24 protein-coding genes and 1 pseudogene are annotated in these 16,890 nt (G+C 68.9%); 8 read left to right on the top strand and 17 right to left on the bottom strand.

The window, feature by feature from the left end; genetic code table 11:
- The first annotated feature begins 10 nt into the window (after positions 1–10).
- Positions 11–1,126, top strand: a complete 1,116-nt coding sequence (locus NBT81_RS04055) for a DUF373 family protein (RefSeq protein WP_338741244.1) — start codon at positions 11–13, stop codon at positions 1,124–1,126.
- On the opposite strand, the gene NBT81_RS04060 is transcribed toward NBT81_RS04055, so the two are convergent.
- From NBT81_RS04060 to NBT81_RS04075, 4 genes are read right to left on the bottom strand one after another with little or no spacing between them, the layout of a single operon-like run.
- Positions 1,123–1,965, bottom strand: a complete 843-nt coding sequence (locus tag NBT81_RS04060; RefSeq protein ID WP_338741246.1) for a polyprenyl synthetase family protein — start codon at positions 1,963–1,965, stop codon at positions 1,123–1,125. The genes NBT81_RS04055 and NBT81_RS04060 overlap by 4 nt on opposite strands.
- A gap of 52 nt (positions 1,966–2,017) precedes the next feature.
- Positions 2,018–2,974 carry an electron transfer flavoprotein subunit alpha/FixB family protein gene (locus NBT81_RS04065; RefSeq protein ID WP_338741247.1) on the bottom strand — a complete coding sequence of 319 codons (957 nt, stop codon included), beginning with the start codon at positions 2,972–2,974 and terminating at the stop codon, positions 2,018–2,020.
- Positions 2,971–3,762 (bottom strand): electron transfer flavoprotein subunit beta/FixA family protein, encoded by a 792-nt coding sequence (locus tag NBT81_RS04070; RefSeq protein ID WP_338741249.1) that lies wholly within the window; start codon positions 3,760–3,762, stop codon positions 2,971–2,973. The genes NBT81_RS04065 and NBT81_RS04070 overlap by 4 nt, the downstream gene beginning before the upstream one ends.
- Before the next feature lie 42 nt (positions 3,763–3,804).
- Positions 3,805–4,953: a helix-turn-helix transcriptional regulator gene (locus NBT81_RS04075; protein ID WP_338741250.1), complete on the bottom strand. Its 1,149-nt coding sequence runs from the start codon at positions 4,951–4,953 to the stop codon at positions 3,805–3,807.
- Positions 4,954–5,079: 126 nt separating this feature from the next.
- Here NBT81_RS04075 and NBT81_RS04080 point away from each other — a divergent pair, with 126 nt between their 5' ends.
- Positions 5,080–6,408 (top strand): DUF7096 domain-containing protein, encoded by a 1,329-nt coding sequence (locus NBT81_RS04080; RefSeq protein WP_338741252.1) that lies wholly within the window; start codon positions 5,080–5,082, stop codon positions 6,406–6,408.
- A 41-nt stretch (positions 6,409–6,449) separates the two neighbouring features.
- Positions 6,450–6,884 (top strand): type IV pilin, encoded by a 435-nt coding sequence (locus tag NBT81_RS04085; protein WP_338741253.1) that lies wholly within the window; start codon positions 6,450–6,452, stop codon positions 6,882–6,884.
- Here the strand turns inward: NBT81_RS04085 and NBT81_RS04090 are convergent.
- The 4 genes from NBT81_RS04090 to NBT81_RS04105 all read right to left on the bottom strand — a co-directional run bounded on the left by NBT81_RS04090 (position 6,874) and on the right by NBT81_RS04105 (position 8,301).
- Positions 6,874–7,497 carry a methyltransferase domain-containing protein gene (locus NBT81_RS04090; protein ID WP_338741254.1) on the bottom strand — a complete coding sequence of 208 codons (624 nt, stop codon included), beginning with the start codon at positions 7,495–7,497 and terminating at the stop codon, positions 6,874–6,876. The two genes, NBT81_RS04085 and NBT81_RS04090, sit on opposite strands and share 11 nt — an antisense overlap.
- Before the next feature lie 56 nt (positions 7,498–7,553).
- Complete coding sequence (locus NBT81_RS04095) at positions 7,554–7,733, bottom strand: hypothetical protein (RefSeq protein WP_338741255.1); 180 nt, start codon at positions 7,731–7,733, stop codon at positions 7,554–7,556.
- Positions 7,734–7,877, bottom strand: coding sequence for a hypothetical protein (locus tag NBT81_RS04100; protein WP_338741256.1), 144 nt, complete (start codon positions 7,875–7,877; stop codon positions 7,734–7,736).
- Between the two features lie 157 nt (positions 7,878–8,034).
- Positions 8,035–8,301 carry a thioredoxin family protein gene (locus tag NBT81_RS04105; RefSeq protein ID WP_338741257.1) on the bottom strand — a complete coding sequence of 89 codons (267 nt, stop codon included), beginning with the start codon at positions 8,299–8,301 and terminating at the stop codon, positions 8,035–8,037.
- A gap of 106 nt (positions 8,302–8,407) precedes the next feature.
- Between NBT81_RS04105 and NBT81_RS04110 the strand changes: the two genes are divergently transcribed.
- From NBT81_RS04110 to hisE, 3 genes are read left to right on the top strand one after another with little or no spacing between them, the layout of a single operon-like run.
- Positions 8,408–8,572: a preprotein translocase subunit Sec61beta gene (locus NBT81_RS04110; RefSeq protein ID WP_338741258.1), complete on the top strand. Its 165-nt coding sequence runs from the start codon at positions 8,408–8,410 to the stop codon at positions 8,570–8,572.
- Positions 8,569–9,165: a pyridoxal 5'-phosphate synthase glutaminase subunit PdxT gene (pdxT, locus tag NBT81_RS04115; protein ID WP_338741259.1), complete on the top strand. Its 597-nt coding sequence runs from the start codon at positions 8,569–8,571 to the stop codon at positions 9,163–9,165. Before NBT81_RS04110 ends, pdxT begins: the two co-directional genes overlap by 4 nt.
- A 37-nt stretch (positions 9,166–9,202) precedes the next feature.
- Positions 9,203–9,505 (top strand): phosphoribosyl-ATP diphosphatase, encoded by a 303-nt coding sequence (gene hisE, locus NBT81_RS04120; RefSeq protein ID WP_338741260.1) that lies wholly within the window; start codon positions 9,203–9,205, stop codon positions 9,503–9,505.
- On the opposite strand, the gene npdG is transcribed toward hisE, so the two are convergent.
- The 6 genes and pseudogenes from npdG to NBT81_RS04150 all read right to left on the bottom strand — a co-directional run bounded on the left by npdG (position 9,502) and on the right by NBT81_RS04150 (position 12,934).
- Positions 9,502–10,170, bottom strand: a complete 669-nt coding sequence (gene npdG / locus NBT81_RS04125) for an NADPH-dependent F420 reductase (RefSeq protein WP_338741262.1) — start codon at positions 10,168–10,170, stop codon at positions 9,502–9,504. The genes hisE and npdG overlap by 4 nt on opposite strands.
- A 123-nt stretch (positions 10,171–10,293) precedes the next feature.
- Complete coding sequence (locus NBT81_RS04130; protein ID WP_338741263.1) at positions 10,294–10,467, bottom strand: DUF7534 family protein; 174 nt, start codon at positions 10,465–10,467, stop codon at positions 10,294–10,296.
- Entirely contained in the window at positions 10,464–11,330 is an 867-nt protein-coding gene (locus NBT81_RS04135) for a TIGR01548 family HAD-type hydrolase (protein WP_338741265.1), read from the bottom strand. Before NBT81_RS04135 ends, NBT81_RS04130 begins: the two co-directional genes overlap by 4 nt.
- Positions 11,331–11,365: 35 nt before the next feature.
- On the bottom strand, positions 11,366–11,728 hold the full coding sequence (locus NBT81_RS04140; protein ID WP_338741266.1) for a VOC family protein: 363 nt from the start codon (positions 11,726–11,728) through the stop codon (positions 11,366–11,368).
- A gap of 40 nt (positions 11,729–11,768) precedes the next feature.
- Positions 11,769–12,410: pseudogene (locus NBT81_RS04145) on the bottom strand (beta-class carbonic anhydrase); the annotation flags it as partial.
- 92 nt (positions 12,411–12,502) lie between these two features.
- Positions 12,503–12,934 carry a UPF0146 family protein gene (locus NBT81_RS04150; protein ID WP_338741267.1) on the bottom strand — a complete coding sequence of 144 codons (432 nt, stop codon included), beginning with the start codon at positions 12,932–12,934 and terminating at the stop codon, positions 12,503–12,505.
- A 39-nt stretch (positions 12,935–12,973) separates the two neighbouring features.
- Between NBT81_RS04150 and NBT81_RS04155 the strand changes: the two genes are divergently transcribed.
- Positions 12,974–13,495: an archaemetzincin family Zn-dependent metalloprotease gene (locus NBT81_RS04155; protein WP_338741268.1), complete on the top strand. Its 522-nt coding sequence runs from the start codon at positions 12,974–12,976 to the stop codon at positions 13,493–13,495.
- Between the two features lie 14 nt (positions 13,496–13,509).
- Here NBT81_RS04155 and NBT81_RS04160 read toward each other — a convergent pair whose 3' ends face one another.
- Together NBT81_RS04160 and NBT81_RS04165 are read right to left on the bottom strand one after the other, a co-directional pair.
- Positions 13,510–14,256, bottom strand: a complete 747-nt coding sequence (locus NBT81_RS04160; protein ID WP_338741269.1) for a hypothetical protein — start codon at positions 14,254–14,256, stop codon at positions 13,510–13,512.
- A gap of 138 nt (positions 14,257–14,394) precedes the next feature.
- Positions 14,395–14,985, bottom strand: coding sequence for a transporter (locus NBT81_RS04165; protein WP_338741270.1), 591 nt, complete (start codon positions 14,983–14,985; stop codon positions 14,395–14,397).
- A gap of 126 nt (positions 14,986–15,111) precedes the next feature.
- On the opposite strand from NBT81_RS04165, the gene hmgA reads away from it, so the two are divergent.
- The gene (gene hmgA / locus NBT81_RS04170; protein ID WP_338741271.1) at positions 15,112–16,329 is read left to right on the top strand and encodes a hydroxymethylglutaryl-CoA reductase (NADPH); all 1,218 of its coding nucleotides are present in this window, start codon (positions 15,112–15,114) and stop codon (positions 16,327–16,329) included.
- On the opposite strand, the gene NBT81_RS04175 is transcribed toward hmgA, so the two are convergent.
- Positions 16,330–16,863 carry a DUF5817 domain-containing protein gene (locus NBT81_RS04175; RefSeq protein WP_338741272.1) on the bottom strand — a complete coding sequence of 178 codons (534 nt, stop codon included), beginning with the start codon at positions 16,861–16,863 and terminating at the stop codon, positions 16,330–16,332.
- Positions 16,864–16,890: the final 27 nt, after the last annotated feature.

Here is a 16,890-nt window from a genome sequence, read left to right on the forward strand (position 1 = left end):
ACCACTCGACGTGCTCCTGGTGCTCTGTGTCGACTTGGACGACGACCTCGGCCGCAAGACCGGCCTGGAGACGCCGGTCGTGGGACGGGAAGCGGTCGAGGACGGCGCGGTGGCCCTCGCGACGGCCGACCCGGAGGACTCCGACGTGAACGTCATGTTCCAGGGGTTGCACGTCCTCGACGACCTCCGGGCCGACGAGGACGAACAGGTGGAGGTGGCCGCGGTCACCGGTCTGCAAGGAAGCGAGGTGCGGGCGACACGCGCCGTCGGCGACGAAGTGGACACGGTGCTCGCGGGGCTCTCGACCGGCGAGTCCGTCCGGGCCATCGTCATCACCGACGGTGCACAGGACGAGTCGGTGCTCCCGGTGATCCGGTCTCGGGTCCCGATCGACAGCGTCCGTCGGGTCGTCGTCAGGCAGGCACAGGACCTCGAATCGATGTACTACACGATGAAGCAGGTGCTCGCGGACCCCGAGACCCGTGGGACGCTCCTCGTTCCGCTCGGCATCCTCCTGTTGATCTACCCGTTCGTCACCATCGCCACCTTCTTCGACGTGCCCGGGGCGGCCGTCATCGGCCTGCTCTCGGCGTTGCTCGGTCTCTACACGCTGTTCCGGGGACTGGGACTGGAGTCGACGGTCGACGACGTCGCCGACCGCGCCAGAAACCTCCTCTACGCCGGTCGGGTGACCATCATCACCTACGTCGTCGCGGCGGCGTTGCTCGTCGTCGGTGGCGCGGAGGGGATCGAGACGCTGCGGGCCGTCAGAGCCGGACTCGGCGGGTCGCCGTCGGCGGTGACGGTGCTCGCGGCGTTGGTCAACGGTGCGATCCGGTGGTTCGCCGCAGCCGGGATCACCAGTAGTCTGGGCCAAGTGACCGACGAGTATCTCGCCGACCGGTTCAAGTGGCGCTACCTGAACGCACCCTTCTACGTCGCCGCCATCGCAGTCGTCCTGTACGCGGTCACGGGCTTCCTGCTCCCGCCGGTCCCGGGCGTGACGTCGCTCTCCCTCACGGACCTCGCGGTGGCGCTCACCGTCGGGACGCTACTCGGCGTGTTGAGCACGCTCACGTTCGCCATCGCGGAGTCGCGCCACCCGACGAGCGTCGAGCCGACCTAACGCTCCCTGACGACGACGAACTCGGCGAGGTCCTGCAGGTACTCCACGGCGTCGACGTCCCGCGTCTCGGCGGCGTCGAGCGCCGAGAGCGCACGGTCCGACTCGTGGCGCGCGCGGTCGTTCGCCGCCCCCGGCGAGAGCCCGGTTACCTGCACCAGCGACGGGCGGTCCATCTCGGCGTCCTGTCCGGTCGGCTTGCCCAGGTCGTCCGGGTCGGCCGTCGCGTCGAGGACGTCGTCGCGGATCTGGAAGGCGACGCCGACCCGTTCGGCGTAGTCGCCCAGCGACTCGACGGTGAAGGCGTCGGCGCCGCCGGCGACCGCGCCCAGTTCCGCGGCCGCACGGAAGAGTACACCCGTCTTCCGTCGCGCGAGTTCCATGTACTCCCCCTCCGTCTCCGGGCGGTCGACCAGTTCGGTCGCCTCGCCCTCGCCGAGTTCGACCATCGCTTCGGCGACGATGCGCATCGCGCGTTCGTCCTGCGAGAAGAGGGCGAAGGCCTCGCCGAGCAAGCCGTCGCTGGCGACGATGGCCGGACCGTAGCCGAAGGTCTCCCACGCGCTCGGCGTGCCCCGGCGCACTGCCGACCGGTCGATGATGTCGTCGATCACCAGCGAGGCGTTGTGGACGAGTTCGATCCCGACGGCGAAGTCGACGGCGTCCTCCGGACTCCCGCCGACCGCTTCGCAGGTGAGCACCGTCACCGCCGGCCGGACCCGCTTTCCCCCAGCCAGCGCGACGTGTTCGAGTTCCGCCGCGAGTTCCGCTGGCTCGACCGCCTCGACGAGGGATTCGAGGCGGTCGTTCACCAGCCCGACCCGGCGATCCAGATACTTCATCGCCCGGTCGAAGGGGCGGCCGAGGCAAGTACGTGACGACTCGCGGCCCCCGCTACCCGAACCGCTCGATCAGTTCGGGGACCACCTCGAACAGGTCGCCGACGACGCCGTAGTCCGCCACGTCGAAGATGGGGGCGTCGGGGTCCGTGTTGACCGCGATGATCGTCTCGGACCCTTTCATGCCGGCGACGTGCTGGACGGCCCCCGAGATGCCGAGTGCGAGGTATACGTCCGGCGTCACGACCGTACCCGACTGGCCAACCTGCCGATTCTTGGGGAGCCAGCCGTTGTCGACGACGGGCCGGGACGCCGCAAGCGTCGCATCGAGTGCGTCGGCCAACTCCTCGGCGAGGTCGACGTTCTCCTCGTCGTCGATGCCGCGGCCGACCGCGACGACGAAGTCCGCCTCACTGATGTCGACGTCGCCGGTCCCGACCTCCTCGAACCCGCGGACCTGCGACCGGAGCGCCGACTCGTCGAGGTCGACGTCGAACGGTTCGATCCCGGGATCCCCGTTCCCCTCGGCCGCCGGCCACTCGCCCCCGCGGATCGTCAGCGCGACCGGTTCCGTCTCCACCTCGACCGTCGCCTCCACCTTCGATCCGTACGTCTCGCGGACCGCGGTCACGCCGTCGTCGTAGTCGATGGCGACGGCGTCGGTGACGAGCGGGATCGACAGCCGCGTCGCGACCGCGGGGGCGTAGTCGAGTCCGTTCACGCTGTGTGGCACGAGGAGTGCCGTCGGCGCGAGCGACTCGAACAGTGCCGTCGTCACCGCCGCGCACACGTCGTGGTTGAACTCCTCGCCTTCGGCGACCGTGTGGACGACGTCGACGCCCTCGACGGCGAGGTGGTCCGCGAACGTCTCCACGTCGCCGCCGCCGACGGCGACGTGCAGGTCGCCACCCGTGGCGTCCGCCAGTTCCCGTCCGGCACTGACGAGCTCGTAGCTCACCGGACGGAGGTCGCCACGGCGGTGTTCGGCGACAGCGAGGACGTCGCCGCTCATTCCGCGCCCACCCCCGCGTCCCGCAGAACGGTCTCGAGGTCGGCGGCGGTCTCCGTTGGCCCCCCTTCGAAGATGGTGGGGTCGGCGTCGGCCTCCGGTTTCGCAACCTCCCTGAGGATCAGGTCGGAGTCGAGGATCGAGGGATCGAGGCCGAGGTCGGCGAGCGTCCGGACCGCTATCTCCTTCTTCTGGGCCTGTCTGATACCCCGTAGGCTGGCGTATCGCGGGTCGTTGATCCCCGTCTGGATCGTCAGCACGGCCGGCAGGGAGACGGTCGTGAGTTCCTCGACCCCGCCTTCGAGTTCGCGCCGCACGTCGACCTCGCCGTCGCCCAGATCGAAGTCGTTGACGACGGCCGCCCAGCCCACGTCGAGTCGCTCGGCGAGGGCGACACCCGTCGCGCCGTAGCCGTCGTCGGAGGCCTGAACGCCCGAGAGGACGAGGTCGGGATCCTCGCGCTCCGCGACGGCCGCGAGGAGGCGAGCTGTCGTCGTCGGGTCGGTGACGCCCGCCTCCGCCAATCGGTCGTCCCAGACGCGGATCGCCCGGTCGACACCCTTCGCCAGTACCCTGCGGATCGTCTCCTCGCTCCGTTCCGGGCCGACGGTGACGGCCACGACCTCCACCGCCTCGTCGCGGTCCTCGGCGATTCGGACGGCCGCCTCGACGGCGTAGTCGTCCCACTCGTTGAGGTCGTACTCAAGATACGTCTCCGGGATCGCCAGCTCTTCGATCTCGAAGTCGTCGGCCACCGACGCGACCTCCTTGACGGTCACGAGAACCTTCATACGGCCACCTTCCCCGGCCGGGAGTAAACGTGTTCCGAACGGTCAGCGTTCCTCGTCGGGCAGCGAGATGAGGTTCTCGCGGCCCAGCCGGAGCTTCTCGACCCGTCCGTCGTCGGCCATCGTGGACAGCAACTGCGACACCTTCGCGTCCGACCATCCCGTCTCCCGGACGATCCGGGCCTGCCTCATCCGACCACCGTTCCGATCGAGGAGGTGTTCGACCCGCTCTTCGTCCGAGAGCAACGAGGGGTCGACGTCGTCGGTGTCGTCGGCATCGGCGTCCGCGTCACCGTCGGCCGCGCCGCTCGCGTCCGTCTCGGCGGCGTCCCCGTTCGCGCCGGCGGAGTCGGGGGAGGAAGCGGCGTCTCCGGCGTCCGGGGAGCGAGCCGTCTGGCCGGCGCCGTCACCGCGGTACCGCCGGGTGTACACGATGGCGGCGACGAGAGAGAGGCCGACCACCACCACTGCGCCGACGAGCAGCGACCACGGCGGCTCGGACGGCTCCTCGACGACGGCCTGTTGATACGAGATGGTGAGTGGCTCTTGGAACGTGTGGGGGCCGTCGACGACGACGGAGCCGTTTTCGAGTCCGAATCGGGTGTCGGTCACCTGGTAGCCGTCGGGCGTCTCGACGACCAGTCGCTGGCCCGGCCCGATCGAGGTGAGCCACGTCCGATCACCGGGCATCAACACCGCGTCCCGGATCACGAACCCGTCGCCGGCGTCGCTGACGAAGTTCGTCCAGGTGAAAGAGAGCGAGAGGACGCCAGTGCCGTTCCTGACGGTCGCGTTGCGTGTCGTGCGCACGATCTCCATCTCTCGCCCGGCCGTCAGACTGGCTTCGTTGGCGAGGGTTCGGAAGAAGTCGGCGTCGAGGCCGACGTCGGCGTCGCCTGCCTCGAAGTCCCGGCCGTAGCGGTCGAACGCCGCCCGGTCGGTCTCGTTGGAGAGGTCGTACCGGACCGAGACGGTCCACCGGGCGTCGCCGCCGGGGTCGGGGGCGATGTGGATCTCGGTGAGGAGTGGCGAATCGATGCGGGCGGGGGACGGACCGACGAGTGCCGGGCGGTCGGCCGGCGTCGCAGCGCCGCCGGAGTCGGTGGCGGGAGTGTCGACTCCGGTAGCCGCCACTGCGGGGAGCGTCCCCGCGAGGAGGATCAGGAGTGCGAGGAGGGGCACGGCAATCCGCATTGTGTGGTGCGTCTCGATGAGGCGGCAAAACGCTTTCCATCGACTCAGAACGCCTGCCGACGCGGTAGCGGTCGTGGGACGAGCGGGAAGGAGGGTTTTAGTACCATGCGGATGTACCGTCGGGCGATGAGAGCCCTCCTCGTTTTCGTGGCCGCACTCCTCGTCCCCGTGGCTGCGGTCGGGGCGGCCGGCGGTCTCGGCGGCTCCCCACCCGCCGACCCCGCGGACCGAGCGGTCGCCGACGACCCCGTCGTCGCACAAGCAGACGGGACCGTCACCCTCCAGCAGATCAACGTCCTCGACGTGCCGGCGTCGGGGGTCGAGCGGTCGTCCGTCGGGGGCCACTACGTCGACCTCGGACCGAGTGTCGGCCTCTCGACGAACGCGACGACGGACCGGCTTCGGACGTTGGAGATGGTCGAACGCGTCGAGGCCGCGGAGACGGCCACGGAGCGTCGCGAACGCCTCCGGACCGCGTTTCGGGCGTTCGAAGCGGACGTCGACGACCTCGACCGTAGACAGACGGCCGAGATCCGAGCGTACAACCGGAACGACCTCTCCTCGCGGGAACTGCTCGTCTCGCTCGTCCGTTTCAGTACCGTGGCCGAGGAGTACAACACGCGTCGGGCCCGACTGGAATCGCTGGCCGCCGAGACGCCGGGATTCGAACTCGACCGGGGCCGACTGGCGTCGATCGGGAACCGACTCTCGGCGTTCACCGGCCCGGTCCGGACCCACGCCGGGGCGGTGTTGCGCGGTGAGGCTGATCCCACCCGGTTCTACCTCGCTACCGGCACCGAGAGTGTCACCGTGACCACCGTCGTCGACGGGGACTACCTCCGCGAGTCGTACCGCGGCGACCTCCGCAACGGCGAGGGCAACGCCATGGAACTCGAGGTGGCGCTGGATATCGTCTCGGCAAGCTACCCGATCATCTGGAACACGACGCGAGAACAGACACAGGTGTTCGGCGGCGGCGAGACGTACCCCGTGCGCATCGCACACAGTCGGGGCGACCTGACCGCCTTCGTCGACAGCAACGCCCGCGTCGTCTACGCGGAACACCAGCGTCGCTCCCTCGATACCGTCGTCGCCGACGACCGATTCGAGCGGTCGAACGGCGGGATCCGACTCTCGGTGAACCACACATACCCTGGCGGCCCCGTCCGGATCCAGGCCATCGACGAATCGACTGGCGACCCGCTCGATGCCGACGTCTCGATGGCGGTCGGCTCCGGCGAGTCGGCACCGGTCGGCACCACCGGCGAGGATGGCGTCCTCTGGACGCTCTCGCCGAACCGACAGTACACCGTCGCAGTCGAGGCACTGGGCGAGTCGGCCGAGGTGGTGATCGCCCCGGGAACCCTGCCACGGGTGGAGCGAGTGACCGCGGACGGGAACGACGGCGGAGGTGGGTCCGGCAACGCGACGGCGACCCCGACACCGACGGGGTGACCGCCGACATTTATAACGGGTGACGTGGCCACTCGGTGGCGATGGTCGACCGCACGGTCCCAGTCTCGCTTTTGATCGCCGTCGCTCTCGGTACGGCCGCCGTCGCCGTCTCCGTCGGTACCCTCCCCGGCGGGCCGCCGACCGTGGCCGCCTCACTCTCGGTCGACGGGGAGCGAATCGCGCTCACCAACCGTGCTGGCCGGACCGTCGACGTGCGCCGCCTCGACGTGGTGGTGCACGTCGACGGGACGCCGCTCCGCCACCAGCCGCCGGTGCCTTTCTTCTCCGCACCGGGATTCCGTCCCGGCCCGACGGGGCCGTTCAACGCCGCCGCCGACCCGTCGTGGGACCCGGGTGAGCGGGCGTCGCTCAGGGTGGCGTCGACGAACCGACCGGCGATTCGGGTGGGCGACCGCGTGGTCGTCGAACTCCGGTACGACGGGAGCCGACTCGTCCGCCTGTCGGCTACCGCGTAGGAACCCGGGCGAGCGTCGTGATGGCGATGTCCGGGTTGTACGACGGCCCCATCGTCACGTGCCGAACGTCGTCGAAGCCGGCGTCGGCGAACATGCGGTCGGCCTCCGCTTCGTCGTAGAAGAGCATGATCGCGTCGGCGAGCCGCTGGAACACCGAACTGCTCGGGTAGTTCGGACCGACGACGAGGACAGGGCCGCCGGGTTCGACGATCCGACGGAACTCCTCGAGGGCGTCGACCGGGTTTGGCCAGTACTCGATCGACCCGGACGACCAGACGGCGTCGAAACTGTCGTCCGCGAAGGGGAGTCGTTCGGCGTCGCCGCGGTAGAAGTTCACGTCGTCGGTGCGCCCGAACTTCTCGAAGGCCTTCTCCATCTGGTGGATGCTCTGGTCGAGGCCGTGGACGTCCTCGGTGTACTCGAGGAGTCCTTCGGTGCCGAAGCCGGTGCCACAGCCGACGTCGAGCACTCGATCGTCCGGATCGAGGTCCAGGAGTTCCAGCGCCTCGGCGCGCATCTCCTCGTTCCAGATGAAGGGGTTGACCCGGTCGTACACCGTCGAGAGGTACTTGTAGAACAGGCGTGCCCGGGACTTGTCTTCGAGGATGCCCATTTAAATACAGGTTGGGCTTCGATCGGCATAATGGTGCGGATTCGGCGGTGGTCTGACTACCGGAGTCGGTCGAGCGAGCGGGCGGCCTCCCAGTCGATGGTGAGCCACTCGGTCGCGAGCGAGTCAGTACCGGGGGCGAACACCGTCAGTTTCGACGGGTCCGTGGGGTCGTCGAGGAGACACTCCAGTTCCGGACCCGACGCCTCGTCGGGCGACGGCAGGTCTGTCGTCTCCATTCAGTTGTGGCAGTGTACGCAGAGCGTGCCTTCGACCCGGTCGCCGTCGCGGGGAACGACCTCGCCACAGCCGGGACACCGGTACCGGGACCGAACGTACTCGGTGTGGGAAGCGATGCGGGACGTGGTGTGATTCCGGCTCATACCTCCACGTACGCACGACAAAATAAATAATTTTGGTATATGTGTGTATTTTGGTAGTATAGAAGAGTTTCACTCGGTTTTCGAACTTAGAATCGGAAATTCTGTGGCTACACGCGCATTTTTCTGATAGAATGTTTGGTTCGGACCGAACCGTACCTCAGGCTCCGGCGCGTTCGAGGGCGTCCTCGATCTCCGGTCGCTGCGTGACACCGACGAACTGGTCGACGATCCCGTCGTCGTTCTCGACGACGACCGTCGGGAGCGACTGGACTTCGTAGTCGCTGACGGTGGCTTGGTCGGCCTCGACGTCGATCTTCTCGAACTCGACGTCGCCGTAGTCCGCCGCCAGTTCTTCCAGGATGGGGTCCTGTGCGTCGCAGGGGCCACACCAGTCGGCGTAGAAATCGAGCAGTCGCACGGTCATTGATCCGTCGTCGGCTTCCCGGCCGGCGCTGATAAGCGTTTGCCAACCGGCGACCGGATATCGGCGGAGCGAAACGTTTAGGCGACCGAAGCGCTCACCACGGAGTATGAGTGGAAGCGGCAACAGCGGCGGACTGATGTCGAGTGCGGGACTGGTCCGCTACTTCGACGCGGAGGACCGCAACGCCATCAGGATCGACCCCAAGACCATCGTCGCGTTCGGCGTGCTGTTCGGGGTGTTCGTGCAGGTTCTGAACCTCGTCTCGCTGTGACTGCCGACCGCCGTATCGGCGTGGTCGCCGTCCAGGGAAACGTGAGCGAACACGTCACCGCAGTCCGGCGCGCGGCGAACGAGAACGTCGACGTCGTCGAGATCCGTGACGCCGGTATCGTCCCCGACTGTGACGCCCTCGTCCTGCCCGGTGGCGAGTCGACGACCATCTCCCACCTCCTCGACACCCAAGGGATCGACGAGGAGATCCGCGCCCACGCCGCGGCCGGAAAGCCGGTCCTCGCGACGTGTGCCGGCCTCATCGTCGCCTCGAACGACGCCCGCGACGACCGTGTCGAGACGCTCGACCTGATCGACGCCGCGGTCGACCGCAACGCCTTCGGCCGACAGGTCGACAGCTTCGAGGCCGGCCTCGACGTGGCCGGCCTCGACGACCCCTTCCACGCGGTGTTCATCCGTGCGCCCGTCGTCGACGAGGTGGGACCGGACGTCGAGGTACTGGCGACGTGGGAGGACCGGCCGGTCGCGGTCCGGGACGGCCCCGTCGTCGCCACCGCGTTCCACCCCGAACTCACCGACGACGACCGCCTCCACCGCCTCGCGCTGTTCGACCCGCTTCGGGCCGAAGCGTAGCGACAGGCCCTTGCCCCCGCCGGGCGTCCGGGCGGACATGACCGACGATCCCGATCCCGAGGCCGTCCTCGACGCGCTCTTCGCCACCATCGAGGACCGCCGCGACGAACTCCCCGAGGACTCCTACACCGCCTCGCTGTTCACCCACGAGAAAGGCGAGAACGCGACGCTGGAGAAGGTCGGCGAGGAGGCGACCGAGGTGATCCTCGCGGCGAAAGACGACGACCGGGAGGAACTGCTCGCCGAGTCCGCGGATCTGGTCTACCACCTGCTCGTCCTACTGGCGATGGAGGATCTGCACGTCGACGACCTGCGCACGGAACTGGAGGCTCGCTTCTAGTCGAACCGCACGCCGAGGTCGTGGAGGCCGTCGTTGTGCATCGCGACGTTGATGAGGAGTGGCGTCAGCGCCTCGATCTCCGGGGCGTTGGCCAGGCCGCCGGCGTCAAGCGGCCGGAGGCCGTCGATGTCGGCCGCGAGGAGACGGACCGTCTCCTTGGCGTCGTCGTCGTCGGCGACGAGCAACGTGTCGATGCCGAGGTCGGCGTCCAGGTTCGCGAGGCGGCCGGCCGCGAGGTTGTGGAACGCGCCGACGGCCGACACGCCCTCGGGGGCGGCGTCGGCGACGAGTCGGGTGACGCTGCCCGCGCCGGGGCGGTTGTAGTGGAAGCCGTCCTCGTCGCGTTTCATCCCCGTCGCGGGGGTGACGAGGATATCCCCCTCGTCCAGCGAGTCGGCGACTTCCTCGACCGTGTCGGTGGCGTGGTAGGCGGGGACCGCCAGCACGACCACTCGTGCCCGGTCGGCCGCCATCCCGTTCTCGAAGCCGTTGATCTTGCGGTCGACGCCACGACTCGACAGTTCGGTCTCGTACTCCTCGGCCTTCGCGCGGGCCTTCTCCGGGTCGCGGGAGCCGATCACGACCTCGTGGTCGGAGTGGTAGGCCCACCGGAGGGCCAGTCCCTCGCCGACGTCGCCGGTCCCGCCGAGTAGCGCGATTCGCATGGTCGGACTGTGGTCGGGGCGGAAGTAAGGGTTAGGATTATCGTAGGTCCTGATAGCCGCTCGCCGTCGGGCCTGGCGAGCAGCTATCGCGGCTACGATAACTCCGAACTGCCGGGAGTGGCCCTACTCTCCGCCGATAGCGACCACGTACGCCACGAGGAGTGCGACGACGACACCTGGAACGACCGAGCGGACCTGTGTGACGGGGTCGGGCGGCGTCGTCGCGGCGACGACGACGACGACGACGGCGACGAGGACGGCGGCGACGGCGGCGAACCGACGGTGGTCGGCGCTCACGGTCGCTCGAGGAGGGCGGGCAGGTCGTTCACCGTCTCGATCACGGCCGAGGCACCGGCGTCGGCGAAGGCCCGGCGACCCGACTCGCCGGTCAACCCGCCGGTGAGGACGCCGATACCGTGGTAGGTCCGGTCGGGGTCGGCGTCGGCCGCGTTCGTCGCCGTCCGCACGTCGTCGAGGGTGTCGCCCGCAAAGGCCACGGCGTCGGCGTCGAAGCGGTCCGCGAGCCTCGTCAGCGCCCGCGGGTGGGGCTTACCCTCGGCCCAGTCGTCCATCGTGAAGCGGTGAGCGTCGGCCACTGACAGGCCGACGCGGTCGAGGGCGATGTCGGCCTCGGCGGCCGGCCGCCCCGTCAGGACGCCGACCGCGAACCGCTCGGTGAGAGCGTCGAGCGTCGACCGCTCGACGAGCACGGGTTCGTCGTGGATGTACCCACCCGACTCGACGGGCGGATCGCCGCCCTCGAGGTCGCGGTACAGGTCGGTCCCGAGGTAGAGCGCCTGAAACACCGCCCGGAGGTGGTCGGGATCCCAGCGGTCGAAGACGGCGGCGGCGTCGATCGGTGCGTCGCGAACGACGCCCTCGGCCGCCTCCAACCCTCCACCCGCGGCGGCGACGGCGTCGGTGAAGGCGACCACGTCGGCGTCGTAGCCCGCGTCCCGAGCGAGGACGAACAGGGCCGCCGCGTACGTGAGCTCCCAGTCGTTGTTGAAGCCGCCGGCGTTCTTGAACCGCTGGACGCCCTCGTCGTCGACGGTCTCCCCGTACACTCGGTCGACCGTCTCGACGATGGCCCGGCGGTAAGAGTCGGCGACGTCGACGAGCACCCCGTCGACGTCGAGGACGACCGCGTCCGCGTTCATATCACGGCGACGGCGGCGTCGGGACAAGGGCCTTTCTATACCTCCTCGATCAGATGGACGGTGTAGCCGTCGGGGTCGGTCAGGGCGGCGAGCCGCCGGTTCACTCGCTCTAGGGTCCGTGGCTCCTCCTCGACGGTGACGCCGAACGTTTCGACCGCCTCCGCGACCGCGTCGTCGACGTCGTCGGCGGCGATGGCGATATGCTCGATGCCCGTGGGGTCGGGGACCGACTCGACGACCCGAAACTGGAGTTCGCCCGGGCCGCTCCCGGTGACGTAGTAGTTCTGCACGCCGTCTTTCTCGTACTCGCGGGAGCGTTCGAGGCCGAGCAACTCCTCGTAGAACGCCCGGGTCGCGTCGAGGTCCGACACCTCGATGGCCGTGTGGAGAACGTCCATACGGCCGGATGGTCGGCCGGGCTGATAAACGTGAACGCCGTCAGTCGCCCCGGGTGCTGATCTCCTCGGCGATCCGGCCGCCGGGGTAGCGGAGGTGGCCACTCTCGACTTCGTAGATGTAGCCGTGGACCGTCGCGTCGACGAGTGGATGTTCGTCCGGATACCACACCTGTGTAGCACACGCCTCGTCTATATCGTCAGAACGCGACCGCGTTCTGACTGCTAACCAGAAATCTCTGATTTCTGGTGATGTCGTCGGTCATTCGCACCCAGTCGGCGACGGAGGCGTCGCCGATCGACAGTTCCGGTAGGACCGGATCCAGATCGACGTCGTCGAGGCTCCCGCCCGCCGCGGCTTCGAGTCCCTCGCCGACGGCGTCGTCGGGGGCGCTCATCATCCCGCAGTCGGTGTGGTTGACGACGATGATCTCCTCGGTGTCGAAAAACTGGGTCGTCAGCGCCGCCGAGCGAACCACGTCGTCGATCACCTTCCCGCCGGCGTTGCGGTAGATTTGGGTGTCGCCCAGGTCGAGGCCGAGTACCTCCTCGAGGGGATGCGCTCGTCCATGCACGCGACGACGAGCAACTGCTTGTCGGTCGGGATGCCCTTCCGCCGGCGTCGCGCCCAGTCGTCGCGCGCGTCGACGCCAGCGTCGACGTAGGCGTGGTGGTGCCCCGGTTCGCGGTCGACGTCGCCGTAGTATCAATCTCCCGACATGTGTGGCAGTACGGTCGCGAGCGGTTTTGCCGTTGAGCCCTCGGCAACGATGCCCGCTATCTCGGACGGGCGAGATACAGCGTCTCGCGGGCAAGCGACTCGCGTTCGACCGGAACCGCGGGCTCCTCGAACCCGAGGGTGGTGAAGAGGAAGTCAGCGTCGGCGGCGCGAGCCACGTCCCGGGCTGGAGCCTGGAGTTCGGCGGGGAGGTTCAGCGCGTAGACGGCGTCGACGCGGTAGGGTTCGCCGGGGTGGGTGGCGTCCGAGGAGCGTGCCTCCTCGCCGAGTCCCGCCGCCCGGTCGACCACGTCGTCGCGGACGAAGCGGACGCCCTCGGGGACGGGCGCGTCGAACACGTCGGTCGCGGTCACGTCCACGCCGGCGTCGACGAGGGCGGCCGCCACCTCCGGACGGCGACCGATCCCCACCTCGACGACGCTGTCGTAGCTGGCGAGTCGATCGGCGAGTTCGGCGCGTGTGGCCGTCACGTCGGGATATTTATAGCGGGGCCGCGCTTAAGCTCTCGCATGCTCGTCGACATCGTGCCTATCGGGGACGTCCCGGCACGGGTGAAACGCGAAGCTTCTGCCGGTCTGCGGTCCGTGTACGACTGTGACGTGACGGTCCACGACGCCCAGACCCTCCCCGAGGGCGCGTTCGACCGGAACCGGAACCAGTACCGGGCCGAGGAGTTCATCGAACTCACGAGTCGGATCGGCACGGGCGAGAAGAACATCGGCATCACGACAGAGGACCTCTACTACCGGCGACGCAACTACGTCTTCGGCCTCGCCTATCTCAACGGCAACGGCTCCGTCATCTCCACCTACCGACTCCAGACCTCCTCCGACGGCGGCATGACCACGACGTCGGGCAACGAGGTGTTCTCCAACCGCGTCCGCAAGGAGGTCGTCCACGAGATCGGCCACACGCTCGGCCTCGAACACTGCGACCGCGAGCGGTGCGTGATGAGTTTCTCCCCGACCGTGCGCGAGGTCGACAAGAAAGAGGAGACGCTGTGTGGCACCTGCAGTCGCGAACACTTCTGACCGTTTCGAGCGGATCAGGCGGTGTATGCGTACCGGAGTAACACCACCCCGAGCAGTCCGAACGTCGCCCCGGCGTACAGCGCGACGACCTGTCCGTCCCCTGCCGGGAGCAGTACCCAAAGCACCGGGCCCGCGGCGACCAGACCGAATCCGAACAGTCCGGCGACAAGTCGTTCCGGTCGGCCGAGTGTCGAGTGATCCCGGTTCGAAGCGGCCGCCCCCGTCCCGAGCAGCGTCGAGACGGTATCGAGATAGTCGGAGGGGACGAGTACGAGACGGGGTGCAGTCGGAACCCCCCGCGTGTACGAGAGCCAGCAGACTGCAACCGTGTCGATGGTGACCGCCCGGACGGTGCGGACCGAGTCGGGCGGTATCCCGGTGCCGTCGACGGTGAGCGTCCCCGCCACCCGGTCGGCACGACCACTCGTCGGAAATCCGGCGGTGAGGACGACTGGCACCCAACCGGCGACGACCACAGCGAACGGTGCCACGGGATGTACCTGCGCGCTTCCGAACAGGACGAGTGCGCCGAACAGGCTCCCGGTGACGAGTCCCCGCCGCGAGTATCGGCTCCACAGGGGGTCGGTGAGGTTCGTCGCGAGTACCGCCAGAAGGTAGCGACGGGAAAGTACCGCGAGCAGCGCCGCGGCGACGACCCCGGCTGCTCGAGCGACGTTCCCGTCCAGCACCGCCGAGACGACCAGTCGGAGACCCAACCAGCCGGCGAGCATCGCGACGCCACCGAAGAGACTGGGTCCCACATACGCCAGCACCCCTAAGAGCGGAGAATCCGTCACGTCGAGCTCCCAGTCGACCGTCGGATCGTCTCCGTCGGAATCCGCCCGCCTCACGGTCTCACCCGAACCGTTCGTACCGACCATCGCCCCGTCGACCGACACTCATTCCGATCCGGGACCCGTGTTCGCGGCGATGATACCCCCGAGAGCGCCGAAGACCGACGGGAATACGACGCCGGCCAGAAGAACAGCCGGCAGGAGTTCGGGCCGGCCGCCGAAACTGGCACCGAGCGCCTCGTTCGAGACGCGGAACAGCACCGCGCCGATGGCCGACAACGCCAGATACGGGGGGACTACGAGAACGCCGGTAACCGCGCCCTCGGTCGTGTCGGTGACGCCTCGTGAACGGCCGACGGCCAGCCCGGACCCGACGAGCAACGCCACAGGAACGAGGTACAGAAGCGGCGTGAACCCGTCGCCGCCGACGAACGACGTCGTGCTCGACCCGCCGAACCCGAGGAAGTCGGCTTCGACGACCGTCTCGACGAAGTGGCCGTTGAAGAACACCCACCCGACGAGGTCGATGCTACTGCCACCGCCGTCGACGCCGTTCGATAGCTCGCCCAGTTCGGAGTTCTCGAGGCGGGCGAGAACGACCACGGCCGTGAGCACGTAGCCGACGACCCACGCGGCGGCGCCGGCGACGAACCCCTCTACGAGTGGGAGGTCGTCGAAGTCGACTGACGAGGACATACGGATACGAGTCACACATCCAACAAGACACTTCCGGTACACCGGTCGCACCGTCTGCCCGTCGGATCGGCGAGCGACCCGTGGCGCAACGGTAACCATTAGGCGCGGGGGCGTCCACCCACGCGTATGACCGACACCGACGCGAACGCGCTCGTCGACCGGGTCCGCGAGGATGACCTCCGACTCCACGAACTCGAAACCCACGCCGACGCCGACACGGCGGCGACCGCTCGACGACGCCTGATCGAATCCGACGCCGGCGTCGACCTCGACGCAGTCGGCTCCTACGGCTTCCCCGCCGACCGCGCCGACGCCAACGTCGAGAACATGATCGGCGCGGCGCAGGTGCCGATGGGCGTCGCCGGTCCGGTGACCGTCCACGGCGGTGCGGTCGACGGCGAGCGCTACCTCCCGATGGCGACCACCGAGGGGGCGCTCGTGGCGAGCGTCAACCGGGGCTGTTCGGTAATCGACGCCGCGGGCGGCGCGACCGCCCGCGTCACGAAGTCGGGGATGACCCGCGCCCCCGTCTTTCGTGTCGCGGACGTGGCCGAGGCCGAGGCGCTCGTCGAGTGGGTGCGAGCGGAGGAGGACCGCCTCCGCGAGGCCGCGGAGGCGACGACGAACCACGGCGAACTCACGGACGTGACGCCCTACGTCGTCGGCGACTCCGTCTTCCTCCGGTTCCGGTACGACACGAAGGACGCGATGGGAATGAACATGGCCACCATCGCGACGCGGGCGGCCGCCGAAGTCGTCGAGGCGGAGACGCCGGCGTCGCTGGTCGCCCTCTCGGGCAACCTCTGTACGGACAAGAAGCCGGCGGCGATCAACGCCGTCGAGGGCCGGGGACGGAGCGTCACGGCCGACGTGACGATCTCCCGCGAGGTCGTCGAGGAGCGTCTCCACACGACGCCGGAGGCGGTCGCGGAGGTGAACACGCGCAAGAACCTCGTCGGCAGCGCCAAGGCGGGGAGCCTCGGGTTCAACGCCCACGTCGCCAACGTCGTCGCCGCCGTCTTCCTCGCGACGGGACAGGATGCGGCCCAGGTCGTCGAGGGATCGAACGCCATCACGACCGCCGAGACGCGCGAGGACGGCCTCTACGTCAGCGTCTCGCTGGCCAGTCTGGAGGTCGGGACGGTCGGCGGCGGGACGACCCTCCCGACGCAGGCCGAAGCGCTCGAACTACTGGGCGTGGCCGGCGGCGGCGACCCCGCCGGATCGAACGCGGACGCCCTCGCGGAGTGTGTGGCGACCGGCGCGCTGGCGGGCGAACTCTCCCTGATCGCGGCGCTTGGCTCCCGACACCTCTCCTCGGCCCACGAAGACCTCGGCCGGTAGTCACAGGAGGCGGTAGGTGCCGCCGGACTCGGTGGCTTCGCCTCCACGGACGAGACGGTCGAGGAGGTCCGTGGCGGCGTCGGCGGGGACGCCCCGTTCGGTGGCGTACCCCACCACGGCCGCCTCGTCGGGGTCGTCGAGGCGTTCGATGGCCTCGCGGACGATTTCGGGACGGCTCCCGCTGCCCGATCCCGCCCCGCGAGACGTGCGCTCTCCCGCTTCGGCGACTTCGCCGGCGTCGACGCCAGACGCGTCCAGATACTCCCGGTCGTCGACGATCGGATCGTCGGCCGCTCGCTCCGACTCCGCGACGGAGGGCGTCGACTCGAAGGCGTCGGTCGCGTCCGCACGCTCGGCGAGCATCGTGGCTCGGGCCTCTCTCGCGATTTCGCGGTCCTCGGCGGTGAACAGGCGCTTGAGCCGTGCCGTCCGGTGACGGGTCCCGCAGGTCGGACAGGTCGCCGTCTCCGCCGAGTCGGGATTCGAGAGCAGCCACAGTCCCCCACAGTCGGCACACCCGACCACCGCGTACATGCTCGCGGGTTGTGCGCACCCGGTAAT

It is taken from the genome of Haloplanus sp. CK5-1 (assembly GCF_037201915.1).
Classification (GTDB): domain Archaea; phylum Halobacteriota; class Halobacteria; order Halobacteriales; family Haloferacaceae; genus Haloplanus; species Haloplanus salilacus.

Excerpts from the sequence above, each read along its gene's own strand:
- NBT81_RS04085 (WP_338741253.1), top strand. The coding sequence starts at position 6,450 with ATGGTCGACCGCACGGTCCCAGTCTCGCTTTTGATCGCCGTCGCTCTC.
- NBT81_RS04060 (WP_338741246.1), bottom strand. The coding sequence starts at position 1,965 with ATGAAGTATCTGGATCGCCGGGTCGGGCTGGTGAACGACCGCCTCGAA.
- NBT81_RS04155 (WP_338741268.1), top strand. The coding sequence starts at position 12,974 with ATGCTCGTCGACATCGTGCCTATCGGGGACGTCCCGGCACGGGTGAAA.
- NBT81_RS04105 (WP_338741257.1), bottom strand. The coding sequence starts at position 8,301 with ATGACCGTGCGACTGCTCGATTTCTACGCCGACTGGTGTGGCCCCTGC.
- NBT81_RS04080 (WP_338741252.1), top strand. The coding sequence starts at position 5,080 with ATGAGAGCCCTCCTCGTTTTCGTGGCCGCACTCCTCGTCCCCGTGGCT.
- NBT81_RS04165 (WP_338741270.1), bottom strand. The coding sequence starts at position 14,985 with ATGTCCTCGTCAGTCGACTTCGACGACCTCCCACTCGTAGAGGGGTTC.
- NBT81_RS04175 (WP_338741272.1), bottom strand. The coding sequence starts at position 16,863 with ATGTACGCGGTGGTCGGGTGTGCCGACTGTGGGGGACTGTGGCTGCTC.
- hmgA (WP_338741271.1), top strand. The coding sequence starts at position 15,112 with ATGACCGACACCGACGCGAACGCGCTCGTCGACCGGGTCCGCGAGGAT.
- NBT81_RS04135 (WP_338741265.1), bottom strand. The coding sequence starts at position 11,330 with ATGAACGCGGACGCGGTCGTCCTCGACGTCGACGGGGTGCTCGTCGAC.
- NBT81_RS04095 (WP_338741255.1), bottom strand. The coding sequence starts at position 7,733 with ATGGAGACGACAGACCTGCCGTCGCCCGACGAGGCGTCGGGTCCGGAA.
- NBT81_RS04100 (WP_338741256.1), bottom strand. The coding sequence starts at position 7,877 with ATGAGCCGGAATCACACCACGTCCCGCATCGCTTCCCACACCGAGTAC.
- NBT81_RS04075 (WP_338741250.1), bottom strand. The coding sequence starts at position 4,953 with ATGCGGATTGCCGTGCCCCTCCTCGCACTCCTGATCCTCCTCGCGGGG.
- hisE (WP_338741260.1), top strand. The coding sequence starts at position 9,203 with ATGACCGACGATCCCGATCCCGAGGCCGTCCTCGACGCGCTCTTCGCC.
- NBT81_RS04140 (WP_338741266.1), bottom strand. The coding sequence starts at position 11,728 with ATGGACGTTCTCCACACGGCCATCGAGGTGTCGGACCTCGACGCGACC.
- NBT81_RS04090 (WP_338741254.1), bottom strand. The coding sequence starts at position 7,497 with ATGGGCATCCTCGAAGACAAGTCCCGGGCACGCCTGTTCTACAAGTAC.
- NBT81_RS04110 (WP_338741258.1), top strand. The coding sequence starts at position 8,408 with ATGAGTGGAAGCGGCAACAGCGGCGGACTGATGTCGAGTGCGGGACTG.
- NBT81_RS04065 (WP_338741247.1), bottom strand. The coding sequence starts at position 2,974 with ATGAGCGGCGACGTCCTCGCTGTCGCCGAACACCGCCGTGGCGACCTC.
- npdG (WP_338741262.1), bottom strand. The coding sequence starts at position 10,170 with ATGCGAATCGCGCTACTCGGCGGGACCGGCGACGTCGGCGAGGGACTG.
- NBT81_RS04070 (WP_338741249.1), bottom strand. The coding sequence starts at position 3,762 with ATGAAGGTTCTCGTGACCGTCAAGGAGGTCGCGTCGGTGGCCGACGAC.